Here is a 13,503-nt window from a genome sequence, read left to right on the forward strand (position 1 = left end):
GACGATCCCCGTCGGATGACCCCGCAGGTTCGAACGCCGGGCACGCCGAACCGTACGATGCGCCCATGACCGAGAAGCCGGGACTCGACGACTGGGAGGCCCTCGCGGCCAAGGAGCTGAAGGGGCGCAGCCCCGAGGAGCTGGTCTGGCAGACGCCCGAGGGCATCCCGGTCAAGCCGCTCTACACCGGCGCCGACGTCGAGGGCATCGAGCACGCCGACACGTTGCCGGGCTTCGACCCCTACGTCCGCGGCGTGCGCGGCACGATGTACGCCAACCGCCCGTGGACGATCCGCCAGTACGCCGGCTTCTCCACCGCCGAGGAGTCGAACGCCTTCTACCGCCGCAACCTGGCGGCCGGCCAGCAGGGCGTGTCGGTGGCGTTCGACCTGGCGACGCACCGCGGCTACGACTCCGACCACCCCCGCGTGGTGGGCGACGTGGGCAAGGCGGGTGTGGCGATCGACTCGGTCGAGGACATGAAGATCCTCTTCGACGGCATCCCGCTCGACCAGATGAGCGTGTCGATGACGATGAACGGCGCGGTCCTCCCGGTGCTCGCCAGCTTCATCGTCGCCGGGGAGGAGCAGGGCGTCGACCAGGCCCAGCTCAGCGGGACCATCCAGAACGACATCCTCAAGGAGTTCATGGTCCGCAACACCTACATCTACCCGCCCGAGCCGAGCATGCGGATCGTGGCCGACATCATCGGCTACACGGCCCAGCACATGCCCCGCTTCAACTCGATCTCGATCTCCGGCTACCACATGCAGGAGGCCGGGGCGACCGCGGACCAGGAGCTGGCGTTCACCATCGCCGATGGCATGGAGTACGTGCGGGCGGCCCGGGCGAAGGGCCTCGACGTCGACGCCTTCGCGCCGCGACTCTCGTTCTTCTTCGCCATCGGCATGAACTTCTTCATGGAGGTCGCCAAGCTGCGCGCCGCCCGCCTCCTGTGGGCCCGGGTGATGAAGGAGTTCGAGCCGCAGAACCCGTCGTCGCTGATGCTGCGCACGCACTGCCAGACCTCGGGCGTGTCGCTCACCGAGCAGGACCCGTACAACAACGTGGTCCGCACCGCGATCGAGGCCATGGCGGCGGTGCTCGGCGGCACCCAGAGCCTGCACACCAACGCCTTCGACGAGGCCCTCGGGCTCCCGACCGACTTCTCGGCCCGCATCGCCCGCAACACCCAGCTGATCATCGCCGAGGAGACCGGCATCCCGAAGGTCGTCGACCCGCTCGGCGGCTCGTACTACATCGAGGCCCTCACCAACGACCTCGCGGACAAGGCGTGGGAGCTCATCGAGGAGGTCGAGTCCCTCGGCGGGATGACGAAGGCGGTCGAGTCGGGGATGCCGAAGCTGCGCATCGAGGAGTCCGCCGCCCGCCGCCAGGCCCGCGTCGACCGCGGCGAGGAGGTCGTCGTCGGGGTCAACAAGTACCGCCCCGAGGACGTCGAGACGGTCGACGTCCTCGACATCGACAACACCGAGGTGCGCCGCCAGCAGATCGCGAAGCTCGAGCGGGTCCGGTCCGAGCGCGACGAGGCCGCCTGCCAGGCCGCGCTCGTGCGCCTGACCGAGGGGGCGCGCGGCGACGCCAACCTGCTCGCCCTGTGCGTCGAGGCGGCCCGCGCCCGGGCCACCGTCGGCGAGATGTCCGATGCGATGGAGGCGGTGTTCGGACGTCACCGGGCCGAGATCCGCAGCATCTCGGGCGTGTACGGCGCCGCCTACCAGGACGACGCGGACTACGCCGCCATCCAGTCCCAGATCGAGGAGTTCGCCGCGTCCGAGGGCCGGCGGCCCCGGATGCTCGTCGTCAAGATGGGCCAGGACGGCCACGACCGGGGGGCGAAGGTGATCGCCACGGCGTTCGCCGACATCGGCTTCGACGTCGACATGGGCCCGCTCTTCCAGACGCCGGCCGAGGCCGCGCGCGACGCGGTGGAGAACGACGTCCACGTCGTCGGGGTGTCGAGCCAGGCGGCGGGGCACAAGACGCTGGTCCCCCAGCTCATCGAGGAGCTCCGGGCGCTCGGTGCCGACGACGTGGTGGTCGTCTGCGGCGGCGTGATCCCGCCGCAGGACTACGAGTCGCTGAAGGCTGCCGGCGTCGCCGCCGTCTTCGGGCCGGGCACCAACATCCCCGCCGCGGCGCGCGAGGTCCTCACGCTCGTCGCCGGCCGCCGCCCGGCGGCCTGAGCGGCTGGTACGTGTCCGACGTCGACGAGCTCGAGGCGGGCGTCCGCGACGGCGATCGACGGGCGCTCGCGCGCGCGATCACCCTGGTGGAGTCGACCCGCGCCGACCACCGCGAGGCCGCGGTCGAGCTGCTCGACCGCCTGGTCGACCGCACCGGCGGGGCCACCAGGGTCGGCATCAGCGGATCGCCGGGAGTCGGCAAGTCGACCTTCATCGAGGCCCTCGGCCTGGAGATCCTGCGGGGCGGCCACCGCCTCGCCGTCCTGGCCGTCGACCCCTCCAGCCGGCGTTCCGGCGGATCGATCCTCGGCGACAAGACCCGCATGGTCGAGCTCGGGCGCGAACCCGACGCCTACATCCGTCCCTCGCCGGCCGGCGAGACGCTCGGCGGGGTGGCCCGCCGCACCCGTGAGGCGCTGCTGCTCTGCGAGGCCGCCGGGTTCGACGTGGTGCTCGTCGAGACCGTCGGCGTCGGCCAGTCCGAGACGGCGGTCGCGGAGCTCGTCGACGTGTTCACCCTGCTCGTCGCCCCCGGGGGCGGCGACGACCTGCAGGGGATCAAGCGCGGGATCATGGAGCTGGCCGACGTCGTCGTGGTCAACAAGGCGGACGGCGACCTCGAGCAGACGGCCGGTCGCACCGCCGCCGACTACCGCAACGCCCTCGGGCTGATGCGCCCGAGGGTCGCGGGGATCGAACCCAAGGTGCTCACCGCCTCGGCGCTGAAGGGCCACGGCATCGACGAGACGTGGGCGGCCCTCTGCCACGTGCACGACCAGCTGAGCGGCTCCGGCGCGCTGGACGACCTCCGTCGGGGCCAGGCCGTGGCCTGGATGTGGTCCGAGGTGCAGGACGCGGTCATCGACGCCGCCCGTCGCGACGGCCACGCCGCCGACCGTGCCAGCCGCATCGAGGACGAGGTGGCGGACGGCCGGCGGACCCCGACCTCGGGCGCACGCGAGATCCTCCGCCTGATGGTGCGGTGAGCGCCCGCCCCCGTCAGCCCTCGGCGGCGGGATTCGTCACGGCGCTGTTCGGCCTGTTCGTCGCCTGGCCGTTCCTCGTCCCGGGCCGCTGGGTCACGTCGTTCGACGGCATCGCCTACACCGGGGCCCAGGCCTCGGTGACCTTCGAAGCGCTGCGCTCGTTCCGGCTCCCCGGCTGGAACGAGCTCGTGTTCGGCGGCGTCAACCACCTCGGCAACGTGCAGACGAGCGCGTACTACCCGCTCGCCTGGGTCGTGGCGCACCTCGACGTCCACCGTGGGCTGATGGTCGCCGCGGCGATCCACGTCGGCGCGCTCGGGCTCGGCACCTGGGTGCTGCTCCGCCACCGCCTCGGGCTGGCCGCCGTGGCGTCGGCCGGCGGCACGATCACCCTGCTGGGCTCGGGCGTGGTGGTGTCCCGCGTCGTCCAGCACGAGCAGATCGGCACCATGGCGTGGATCCCGTGGGTGCTCGTCGCCACCGACCTGATCCTCGCCTCGACGCGTCCGTGGCGCGCCGTCGCCGCCGTGGCCGCCTCGGTCGCGGTGCTCCTGGTCGCCGGCCACCCCCAGCAGGCGTACCTCGCCGCGCCTCTCGTCGTCGCCTGGTCGATCGGCCGGGCGATCGACCGGGGCAGCCTGCGTCGCCTTCCGCTCCTCGTCCTCGGCGGGCTCCTCGGGGTCGGGATCGCCGCCATCCAGCTCGTCCCCGTCGCGTCCACGCTCGGGGCGGCGGCCCGTTCGGGCGGCACCGACCTGACGATCGTCCGCACCGAGGCCTACAACGTCCAGCCCGAGAACCTCCCGCTGTCGCTGCTCGGCGACGTGGCGGCGACGAGCCACACCGCCGCCCTCGAGAGCACCGAGGCGGTCGGCTTCGTCGGCGCGGTCGCCGGGGCCCTCGCCGTGCTCGGCGCCGTGGCCATGGCGCGCCGAGGCCCGCACCGGGCCACCGCCATCGTGCTCACCGTGTGCGTGGCCGTCGCCGTCTGGCTGTCGCTCGGCCCGGCCGCCGGGCTGTACCGGGCGCTCTACGAGGTCGTCCCCGGCTTCTCGCAAGCCCGCACCCCGGCGCGCTGGCTCCTCGTCAGCGTCGTCGCGACGACCGTGCTCGGGGCCGGCGCGCTGGACCGGATCGTCCGGGCGGACGTCGATCGCCGCAGCGTCGTCGCCACGTCCGTCGTGGCCGGTGGCGGGCTGGCCGTCGCGCTGCTCGCGCCCTTCACCCGCCCGTCGGGCTGGGGCGTCGCCGGCTGGATCCTCGGGACCACCGCGGTCGTCGCCGCGGCGTGGGCGCTCGTCCGCCCGAGCGCACCCACGAGCCGCCTCGCGGCGTCGCCGGTGCTCGGCGTGCTCCTCCTGGTGCTCCTCGTGGCCGAGCTCGGCTGGATGCAGACCCACAGCGTGAGCCGTGCCGCCCTCACGTCCGAGTCGTTCACGGCACGCGCCGAGCGCGTCGAGGTCCCGGTGCCCGAGCCCGTCGGGTGGACCCTCTCCCTCGCCGACGAGCGCTTCTCCGAGCCCGACTACCTGCTCCGGACCCTTCGTCCGAACGCCAACGTCCTCACCGGGTACCCGACGATCGACGGGTACGACGGCGGTCCGGTCGTGACGGCCCGGTGGGTCGACGCCGTCTCGATGCTCACGTGGCGGCCGTTCCGGATCGACCTCACGATGCGCGCCCAGACGTTCGACCCGGTCGATCCGGCGCACGCGGCCCGTCTCGGCATCCGGTGGCTCGTCCTCGAGACCGAGGGACGGGATCCGGCGCGCTACGTGCCCGACTGGGGCGGTCCCGTCGCCGTCGACGGGACCGTCCACGTGTACGAGAACCCGCGCTGGATCGGGCCGGCTCGGCTCGTCGGCAACGTCGTCGAGCGCGTCGACGACCGCGCCGCGATCCCCGAGCAGCTCGCGTCCCTCCCCCCCGACACCGTCGCCGTCGACGACCCGGACGCGACAGCCGACGTCGACTGCGGTGGCACGTGCGACCCGATCGCCCTCGACGTGGTGCGCGAGGAGCGGGACCGCGTGCGGATCGCGCTCCCCGAGCAGCTCGACGACGTCCGCCTGCTCGTGGTCGAGCAGCAGCTCGCCGACGGGTGGACGGCGACGGTCGACGGCGAGGCGCGCGACGTCCTCGAGGTCGACCGACTGCTCACCGGCGTGGTCGTCCGTCCCGGCGACCAGGAGGTCGTGCTGTCGTTCCGTGCCCCTGGCCGCACGGCCGGGCTCCTCGTCAGCGTCGTCGCGCTGGTCCTCACCCTGGCGTGCGCCATCGCAGGCGATCGTCTCCGACCGCTCAACCCGACGTCCACGGCGGTCGATGAACCGGGAGGAGCGCCGGTGCCGTAGCCGTCGCCAGGACCCAGGAGAGCACCACCGCGATGGCCACCCGAGGGATCGGACGACGACTCGCCGGCGCCGTGGTCGCGCTCCTGGTCGGAGCGGCGGTGCTCGCCACCGCCCAGGGCACGGCGGTCGCATCGACGTCGGCGGAGCAGGAGCTGGTGCAGCGCACCAACCAGTCGCGCGTCGCCGCCGGGCTGGCGCCCCTCGTCGTCCACCCCGGGCTCGCCGCCGACGCCCGTGCGTGGTCGTCCACGATGCTGTCGACCGGGCGGTTCGCCCACACGACGACCCTCGGACCTGACACCGCCCGGCACCTGCCCGACTACCGCCGCGCCGGCGAGAACATCGGGCGTGGCGGCTCGATCGCCGCGATGCACGACGCGTTCATGGCGTCGCCGGGGCACCGGGCCAACGTCCTCGGCGACTACAACGCCGTGGGCATCGGGGTGGTCCGTGGCGGCGACGGCTCCCTGTGGGTCACGGTCCGGTTCGCGAAGAGCGCCTCGGTCCACGCCCCGGTCGGCGGTTCGGCGTTCAGCGACGTGCCCGACCAGGCCTTCTACGGGTCCGCGGTGGCGTGGATGAAGCGGGAGGGGCTGACCACCGGGGTGGGCGGCACCTCCTACTTCTTTCCCGACGCCTCGGTCACCCGCGGCGAGCTGGCGACCTTCGTCCACCGCCTGGCCGGGTCGCCGGCGCCCCGTGGTCGAGCGCCGTTCCCCGACGTGCCGGCCGGCGCCTACTACCAGCGGGCCGTCGACTGGATGTACGCCGAGGGCCTCACCCGTGGGGTCGGATCGACCGGCCTCTACCGGCCCGACGACCCCGTCGACCGTGGCCAGCTGGCGACCTTCCTCCACCGCCTCGCGGGCTCCCCGACCGGCGCCCGTCACGGCTTCGTCGACGTGCAGGCGGGGCACTTCGCCCACGCCGGCGTGGGATGGATGTCCCGGCACGGCATCACCACCGGGGTCGGCGGATCCAACACCTTCCAGCCCGCCCAGCCGGTCACCCGAGGCCAGCTGGCGACCTTCCTGCACCGGATGGTCTCCACCCCGTCGTCGCTCAGCGGCTCCGCGATCCCGCTGTCGGTCGGCCCCTAGGCGAGCGCCGCCGCCCACCACCGGTCGGCGGCCGCGGCGAGCTCCTCCCGGCGCCCGGGGTGGAGGGCTGCCCCGACGTCGTCCCAACGGGCGGCGAGCTCGTCGGCCGTGACCGCGTGGCCCACCGCGATCGGCGGGAGGTCGAGCAGCGCCGCCAGCCCCGCCGCCTTGGCGTCGAAGTACGGGGCGTCGACGACCAGCGCCGTCGGCCGCCCGGCGAGCAGCGCGAAGTACGCCAGGTGGTACGACCCGACGAGCGCCGCGCTCGCCCCGGCGCAGAGCTCGACCGCGAGCTGCGCGTCGGACGTGGCGTGGACGAGGTGCCAGCGGGCCCGCCGATCGGGTCGCGCGAGGTCGGCGAGCAGGTCCAGCTCCGCTGCGTGCCCCTGGTCGTTGATGACGACACCGACCACGTCGAGGCCCCGTTCGGCGGCCAGGGCGTCGATGGCGTCGGCCACGTCCTTCCACCGTGCTGGCTCGGCGAGGTTGTACTGGGCGACCCGCACGTGCACCAAGAGGTAGGTGCCCGGCTCCGGGAGGCGCGGGGTCCGTCCCTCGCCACCGGCGTCGCGGCCCGATCCGACGAGCGCGACCGCGTCGTCGGCGACGACCTCGGACCCGATCCCCAGGGCGTGGAGGGCGTCCTGGGACAACGGGTCGCGAACGCCGATCCGCTCGCAGGCGCCGAAGATGTCCCGCACGTCGTCCGCCATGTCGGCCGAGATGGGTCCGACGCCCTGACCGGCCGCGACGACGCGTGCCCCCGCGTCGCGCGCCGCCCGTGCGAGCGCGGCACGACCGGCGACGATCGAGGCGGCGAAGGGGGCGGCCACTCCCCCACCACCGGCGAACACGACGAGGTCGCCGGCGTCGAGGGCGAGCCCCGGAAGGTCCGCCACGACGTCGGCCAGGGAGCCGAGCCAGGCGCAGGGAGCGGCGAGCTGGGGCAGGTCCGCGCCGTCGGTGACGAGGTCGATCGCCCAACCGTCCGCGGGCGGATGCGCGACGAGGCGCTCGATCGTGGCCTGGAGGATGGCGTCGTCACCGACGTTGGCAACGCCGCCACCCGAGACGACGACGACGCGGCGCCGGCGATCGACCGCGTCCGAGACCGGGGGCGCGGGGTGCGCGACCCTCACGTCGATCGCCGGCAGGTCGAGCAACCCGTCCACGCGGTACGCACGCTCGATGCGGTGGAGGATCGCCGCCGAGTCGCGACCTTCGGCGCTCATGCGCCGGGCGCTGAGGCGGTAGCGACCGACCACCTCGGGGACGAACCCGATCGTGTGGCCGGTCCGGGCCAGCCGGTGCACGAGCTCCCAGTCGTCGGCCGCGGCGAGGAGCGGGTCGCGGGTGTAGCCGCCCGCGGCGAGCACAGCATCGACGTCGATGACCGCCATGGTGTCGATGGAGTTGGCGTCGGCGGTCAGGTAGGCCTCGCCCGGTGGCTCGGCCGACACCAGCCCCTGCGGCGCGCCATCGGGGTCGACGACCAGCAGCGGCCCGAAGGTGAAGGCGGCGCCCGCGGCGCGGGCGTGGCGGTGGAGAGCGGCGGCCGAGGGCAGCACGGTGTTGTCGGCGTCGAGGACCAGCGCGTGGCGGGTCGGCACGGCGTGGAGCAGGACGTCGCGGGCACGGGAGAGGCCCAGGGACAGGCGCGAGCGCAGGGCGTGCACGCCGTCGTCGCGCTCGAGGCCGGCCAGCACGTCGGCGGTGTCGTCGTTCGAGCCGTCGTCGAGGATCCAGATCTCGCCTCGGTCCTCGGGGTCCAACGACTCGAGCAGCGCCCGCGCCGAGCGCACCGCAGCCGGGAGGAGTCGGCCGTGGTTCCAGCTGATCGTGACGATGCTGAGGCCCGCCCGGCGCTCGGCGCGCGGGGGCAGTCCGGTGCGCAGGCGCTCCGCCTCCTCGTCCCGGTCGGGAGCGAGGAGGATCTCCCTCAGCGCGGCGGCCTGGCCCCGGCCGATGCCCTCGATCTCGACCAGGTGAGCGAGCAGCTCGTCGCGGAGAGCGAAGGCGCGGGCATCCATGCCCCGCACCTGCCGCGCCACCGCCTCGAGCCGAGGGCCGAGATCGACCTGGAGCTCGTGGTTGATCCGCTGGACGACCTCGTCGATGCGCGCCGCGGTCGCACCGGACTCACCCGATGCCAGTGCGTCGCCGATCACCCGCCGGATGCGTTCGGCCCTGTCGCGTGCGCTCACCGTGCACCGTCCTCGTCCGTGAACCACGTCCGGACCGCCCGCTCGAACGTGCCCCTCACCAGCTCGGCCCGGAGCGCGACGGTCGCGGCTCGCAGGTCGTCGAGCGACGGCAGCCGCCCGGGTGCCGCGACGATCGCCCCGGTCCCCTCGGGCATGCGGGAGCGCAGCACCTGGGCCAGCCCGTCGGGGGCCACCTGCAGGGGCATCGCGCCGGCCAGCACCGTCTCCAGCGTGCGGACGCCGTCGACGACCGGCTCCTCGCTCGCCCACGCCCGCACGGTGGTGGTGCGCAGCAGCGCGGCGTGCGCCGACCGGTCGAGGTCGAGGGGCCGCGGACCGCCGACGGGGTGCGTGGCGGCGACGACCTTCCCCGTCCCCCACGCCGCCTCCATCGCGACGACGGCCTCGGCCGCCAGCTGTCCACCGTCGCCGAGGTAGGTCCACGTGGTCGGACGCAACCCCTCGTCGACCGCGGCGGTGAGCCGGTGACGCCACCGGGCCGGGGCCCGCATCGACAGCGCACCCTCACCCCACCCGAGGGGGGTCCCCTCCTCCGCGGGCGGCCCGACCTGCCGGCCGACGGCCGCGGCGGCGAGCTCCGCCTCCAGCACCAGATCGATCCCGTCGATCGGGACGTGCGAAGCGATGCGGAGGACGGGTTCCCCCAGGTGCTCGGCCATCCGGGTGCGCCACGCCCGACGGATGTCGGCCAGCTCGTCGGGGAGCCTCTCGACGGTGTCCTCGACGTAGGGCTGGTACACCATCGGCACCGACAGGACGGAGTCGACCGTGAGGGTCGGCGGGAAGGGCGCCCGGTCGAGCGCGCCGGCGGCGGCCAGGTTCGTCATCGTGATCAGGCACTTGACGCAGCGGCCGCAGTTGCCCACCTGATCCGGCTGCCAGCACACCTTCAGGTCGGGGAGCCCGCGCCCGTCGTCGGCGACGATGCGGATCTTCTCGGGCCGGGTCGTGGTGGAGCCGATGACGGTGAACCGGGTGGCCTCGGTGCCGTAGCCGGCGACGACGTCGACGTGGGCGCCGTCGGACAGGTGCGGCCGGTTGGCGACGGCGGCGGCGATGCCGACCTCGGAGAAGAGCGAGCCGACGGCGAGGACGACGCCGGTGAACGCGGCGCCGTGGAGGAGCCGCCAGTCGGCGACCGCGTCGAACGCGCCGCGGTTGCCGGTCTCGAGCGCGAGGTGCGCGTAGCCGACCCGTGCGGCGACCTCGGCCGAGGTGGCGTGGGCACCGGCCGCCGCGGCGGGGTCGCCGAGATCGATGCCCTCGATGGTGATCAGCCGGTCGGGCGGCGTCGACGCCTGCTCCCAGACGTCCAGGGAGTGCCAGGAGTCGACCCCCCGGGAGAACAGCAGGCCGCGCTCCTCGCCCGAGGGCTCCGCCGGGCGCTGCTCGGCGGCGGTGACGGCGGCGCCCCGACCGCCCACCCAGCCGGCGTAGATCGCGGCGCTGTGCTGCGCACCGCGCACGAGCTGGGGCGACGCCGGCGCCTCGACGGCGAGGTCCTCGCCGAGCGACGTGGCGAGCAACGCCGACAGGGCGAGGAACGGGTTGGCCGTCCGGTCGACCGCCGGGAGCAGCTCGAGGGGGACGCCGATGAGCAGGTCGACGTCGAAGCTGGCAGGGTCGTCGCCGTGCAGCCGCGCGCGCAGGTGGGCGCGCCGGCCGTGGACCTGGAGGCGGGTCGGCAGGAGGCGCACGATCAGTCCACCCGATCGACGACCGACGCCACGTGGTGGCGCAGGCGCTCGGCGAAGGCGTCGTTCGAGAACGTCGTCGCCCGCTCCCGTGCCGCCGCCGACATCGTGCCGAGGAGCTCGGGGGCGTCGATGAGCTGGCGGGTGCGTGCGACGAGCTCGTCGACGTCGGCGAAGTGGAACCCGCTCACACCGTGCTCGACCGACTCGACCTGACCGGCGGCACCGATCACGACCGGGACGGCGCCGGCCGACATGGCCTCGACGGTCGTGATGCCGAAGTGCTCGAACGCCTCGGGGTGCCGGCGCGGATCCTCGCCGAGCCCCGTGGCGTGCCAGTAGATCGACGATCGCGCGTACAGGTCGGCCAGCTCGCGGCCCGGGACGTCGACGTGGAAGACGACCGGCAGGCCCTCGGCGGCGGCCCGCACCTCGTCGAGGTACGGCTGCGCCGCGGGGGCGCACCCTCCGGCGAGGTGGAGCTCCCAGCCGTCGACCCCGCCCTCGACGAGTTGGCGGAACGCTCTGACCAGCTCCAGCTGCTTCTTCGAGTGGCCGCCCTCGCGGAAGAACCGCCCGACGGAGCTGATGATCCGGTCCTTCGGGCCGGCGTCGAACATCGTGACCGGCGGGTGGAGGACGTCGGAGTCGGCGTCCCACAGGAGGCGCACCCACTCCTGGGTGAAGGCCGAGTTGGAGAGCACGAGGTCGTAGGTGGCGAGGAAGTCGGCGCGCGACGGGTTCTCCCACGCCGCCGGGAACCGGCGGGCCAGCGCGGGGACGGCCCCCTCGCCGGCGACGACGTCGATGACCGGCACGCCGAGCCGGCGGTTGTCCGCCGCTCCGAGCAGCTCGGTGGGGAGGAAGGACGAGGAGACGACCTCGATCTCGACCGGGGACCCGTCGGGGCGGCCCACGGCGACACCGGACAGCACGGTGACCCGACGCTGGTCGAACCGGCTGCGCACGGGGGTCAGCGCGCCCGTGGCGATCGTCTGCCCGTCGGCGCGCACCTCCACGTCGACCGGCTCGATGTTGCCGGGCAGGTACCGGCCGAGGACCACGTGCACGGGGACGCGCGTCGCCGGGGGCAGCTCGGCGTCGAGCACGGCGCGGCCGTCGGTCCAGCGGATCGAGTGGCGGCTGGCGCGCTCCCACGGGTGGAGGCCGGAGCGCCCGGCGACCCGGTGCCGCCAGCGACGGGTGCTCTCGTCGACGGCGCGGGTCAGGCGGCGACGCGGGGAGTCGGCTCCGTGGAGCGCAGCCGGGAAGTGGACGACGTAGATGCTGTGCCGAGCCGACGAGCGCTCCGAGGACAGGTAGGAGGCGTTGACGAACAGGTCGAGGTCGGCGGTCGCCCGCTCCACCGCGTCGAGGTCGTCGCCGATCCGCCGGACACCGACGCCGGCGAGGTCGCAGCCCAGCCGTTCGCCCAGGACGTCGAGGTCGACGTCCTCGATCGCGAGCAGCTCCACGTCGTGCTCCTCCGCCAGGGCCTCGGCGATGCCGGCGGCGAACCGCTCACCGCCGCCGAGCGTCGACCAGAATCGGTCGTAGACGCCGGCCTTCACGAGACGCGCGCCGGGGTCGGGGGGTCCATGCGGGACGCCAGGTCGGCGTCGGGCACGATCTGTCGACGGCGGAGACCGGCACGTGACGCGAGGGCCCAGGGCAGCAGCTGCGCCCAGGCCAGCCACGAGCGGAGGCGACGGCGCACGAGCGTGGTGGACGGACGTCGTCCTCGCAGCAGCGGGCGGACGACGTCCCGACGGGCGTAGGACGCCGTCGCGAGGAGGTGGCGCACCGCTGCACCGGCGGCGAGCCCCGGCGGGGCGTTGCGCGTCAGCATCAGGAGGCGGTTGCGCTCGACGTAGTGCTGGAAGACGGGCGAGCCCTCGCCGGTGGAGGTGGCGTGCAGGTGGCGGCAGACCGACGCCGGCACGGTGCGGTAGCGCCAGCCCTGCGCCTGGCCCCGCCACGAGAGGTCGGTGTCCTCGTAGTAGAGGAAGAACCGCTCCTCGAACATCCCGACCGAGCGCAGGTAGGCAGGGCGCAGCAGCACGCTCCCCCCGCACCAGGCGAACACGTCGGTCGGCTCGTCGTGCTGGCCCTCGTCGACCTCGAGGAACCCACGGTCGGCCCCGGAGCCGTCGGGCAGCACGCGGGAGCCGACGTTGTTGATCACATCCCGGCGAGGGCCGTCGACGACGACCTCGAGGGTGGTGGGCGTGGTGCCGACGTCGGCGGTGACCGGCCCGTCGCGGCCGTCGACGGTGACGGTGGTCGGCCGGTCCGATCGCAGCCGCAGCGCGACCCGGTGAGGGCCGGACTCGTCGTCGACGGGGACGCGCACGACGGCGCGGGCCGCCGTCCAGGAGAACGGGCCGTCGGGACCCGGCTCGATGCCGTGGAGCCCCTGGCCGAGCTGCAGGTCGGCCCACCGGTCGACGCCGTCGACGGTGACGCCCTCGAGGCGGACGCCGAGCTCGCGCGGGTCCCCACCCCCCGGGCGGTACGTGGTGGACCCGATGACGACGTCGAGGTAGCGGTGGGCGAAGAGGATCTTCGGGCAGGCCGCGCCGAGCGTGGGGTCCTGCTCCATCGCGTCGACCAAGGGCGTCAGCCAGCCGGGCTCCACGGTCGCGTCGTTGTTGAGCAGGGCGACGAGGTCGACGCCGTCGAGGTCGACCAGAGCGACGTTGTTGGCGGGGAACCCCGTGTTGGTGGCCTGCCGACGGAGGTCGACGTGGGGGAAGCGGCGGGCGATCTCCTCGGCGCTGCCGTCGGTCGACGCGTTGTCGACCACGACGACCTGGAGGCGGTCCGCCGGCCACTCGAGGAGCGCCAGGCTCTCCAAGCAACGGAGGACGTGCTCGCCGCCTTGGTAGTTGAGCACGATGATGCGGACGAGCGGAGCGCGCACGTGTCCTTCCATGG

General features: G+C 74.1%; 8 protein-coding genes. 4 read left to right on the plus strand and 4 right to left on the minus strand.

The window, feature by feature from the left end; translation table 11 throughout:
* Window positions 1-65 precede the first annotated feature (65 nt).
* The 4 genes from scpA to GH723_RS12430 are packed head-to-tail and all read left to right on the plus strand — an operon-like array spanning window position 66 to window position 6,647.
* Window positions 66-2,207 (plus strand): methylmalonyl-CoA mutase, encoded by a 2,142-nt coding sequence (gene scpA, locus GH723_RS12415; RefSeq protein WP_153759942.1) that lies wholly within the window; start codon window positions 66-68, stop codon window positions 2,205-2,207.
* Between the two features lie 11 nt (window positions 2,208-2,218).
* Entirely contained in the window at window positions 2,219-3,193 is a 975-nt protein-coding gene (gene meaB / locus GH723_RS12420; protein WP_153759943.1) for a methylmalonyl Co-A mutase-associated GTPase MeaB, read from the plus strand.
* Window positions 3,190-5,547, plus strand: a complete 2,358-nt coding sequence (locus GH723_RS12425; protein ID WP_153759944.1) for a hypothetical protein — start codon at window positions 3,190-3,192, stop codon at window positions 5,545-5,547. Before meaB ends, GH723_RS12425 begins: the two co-directional genes overlap by 4 nt.
* A 32-nt stretch (window positions 5,548-5,579) precedes the next feature.
* A complete protein-coding gene (locus GH723_RS12430) occupies window positions 5,580-6,647 on the plus strand; it encodes a CAP and S-layer homology domain-containing protein (protein WP_153759945.1) in 1,068 nt (355 codons plus the stop codon).
* Here GH723_RS12430 and GH723_RS12435 read toward each other — a convergent pair.
* The 4 genes from GH723_RS12435 to GH723_RS12450 are packed head-to-tail and all read right to left on the minus strand — an operon-like array spanning window position 6,644 to window position 13,489.
* Complete coding sequence (locus GH723_RS12435; RefSeq protein ID WP_153759946.1) at window positions 6,644-8,851, minus strand: polysaccharide pyruvyl transferase family protein; 2,208 nt, start codon at window positions 8,849-8,851, stop codon at window positions 6,644-6,646. The genes GH723_RS12430 and GH723_RS12435 overlap by 4 nt on opposite strands.
* A complete protein-coding gene (locus GH723_RS12440) occupies window positions 8,848-10,569 on the minus strand; it encodes a hypothetical protein (RefSeq protein WP_153759947.1) in 1,722 nt (573 codons plus the stop codon). Before GH723_RS12440 ends, GH723_RS12435 begins: the two co-directional genes overlap by 4 nt.
* A 2-nt stretch (window positions 10,570-10,571) precedes the next feature.
* A complete protein-coding gene (locus tag GH723_RS12445) occupies window positions 10,572-12,137 on the minus strand; it encodes a glycosyltransferase family 4 protein (protein WP_153759948.1) in 1,566 nt (521 codons plus the stop codon).
* Window positions 12,134-13,489 (minus strand): glycosyltransferase, encoded by a 1,356-nt coding sequence (locus GH723_RS12450; protein ID WP_195210276.1) that lies wholly within the window; start codon window positions 13,487-13,489, stop codon window positions 12,134-12,136. The genes GH723_RS12445 and GH723_RS12450 overlap by 4 nt, the downstream gene beginning before the upstream one ends.
* Window positions 13,490-13,503: the final 14 nt, after the last annotated feature.

Source organism: Actinomarinicola tropica, from assembly GCF_009650215.1.
GTDB classification, from domain to species: Bacteria; Actinomycetota; Acidimicrobiia; order Acidimicrobiales; family SKKL01; genus Actinomarinicola; species Actinomarinicola tropica.

What these genes read in the sequence shown, in the direction of transcription:
- GH723_RS12430 (WP_153759945.1), top strand. Translation starts at nt 5,580, where the DNA reads ATGGCCACCCGAGGGATCGGACGACGACTCGCCGGCGCCGTGGTCGCG.
- scpA (WP_153759942.1), top strand. Translation starts at nt 66, where the DNA reads ATGACCGAGAAGCCGGGACTCGACGACTGGGAGGCCCTCGCGGCCAAG.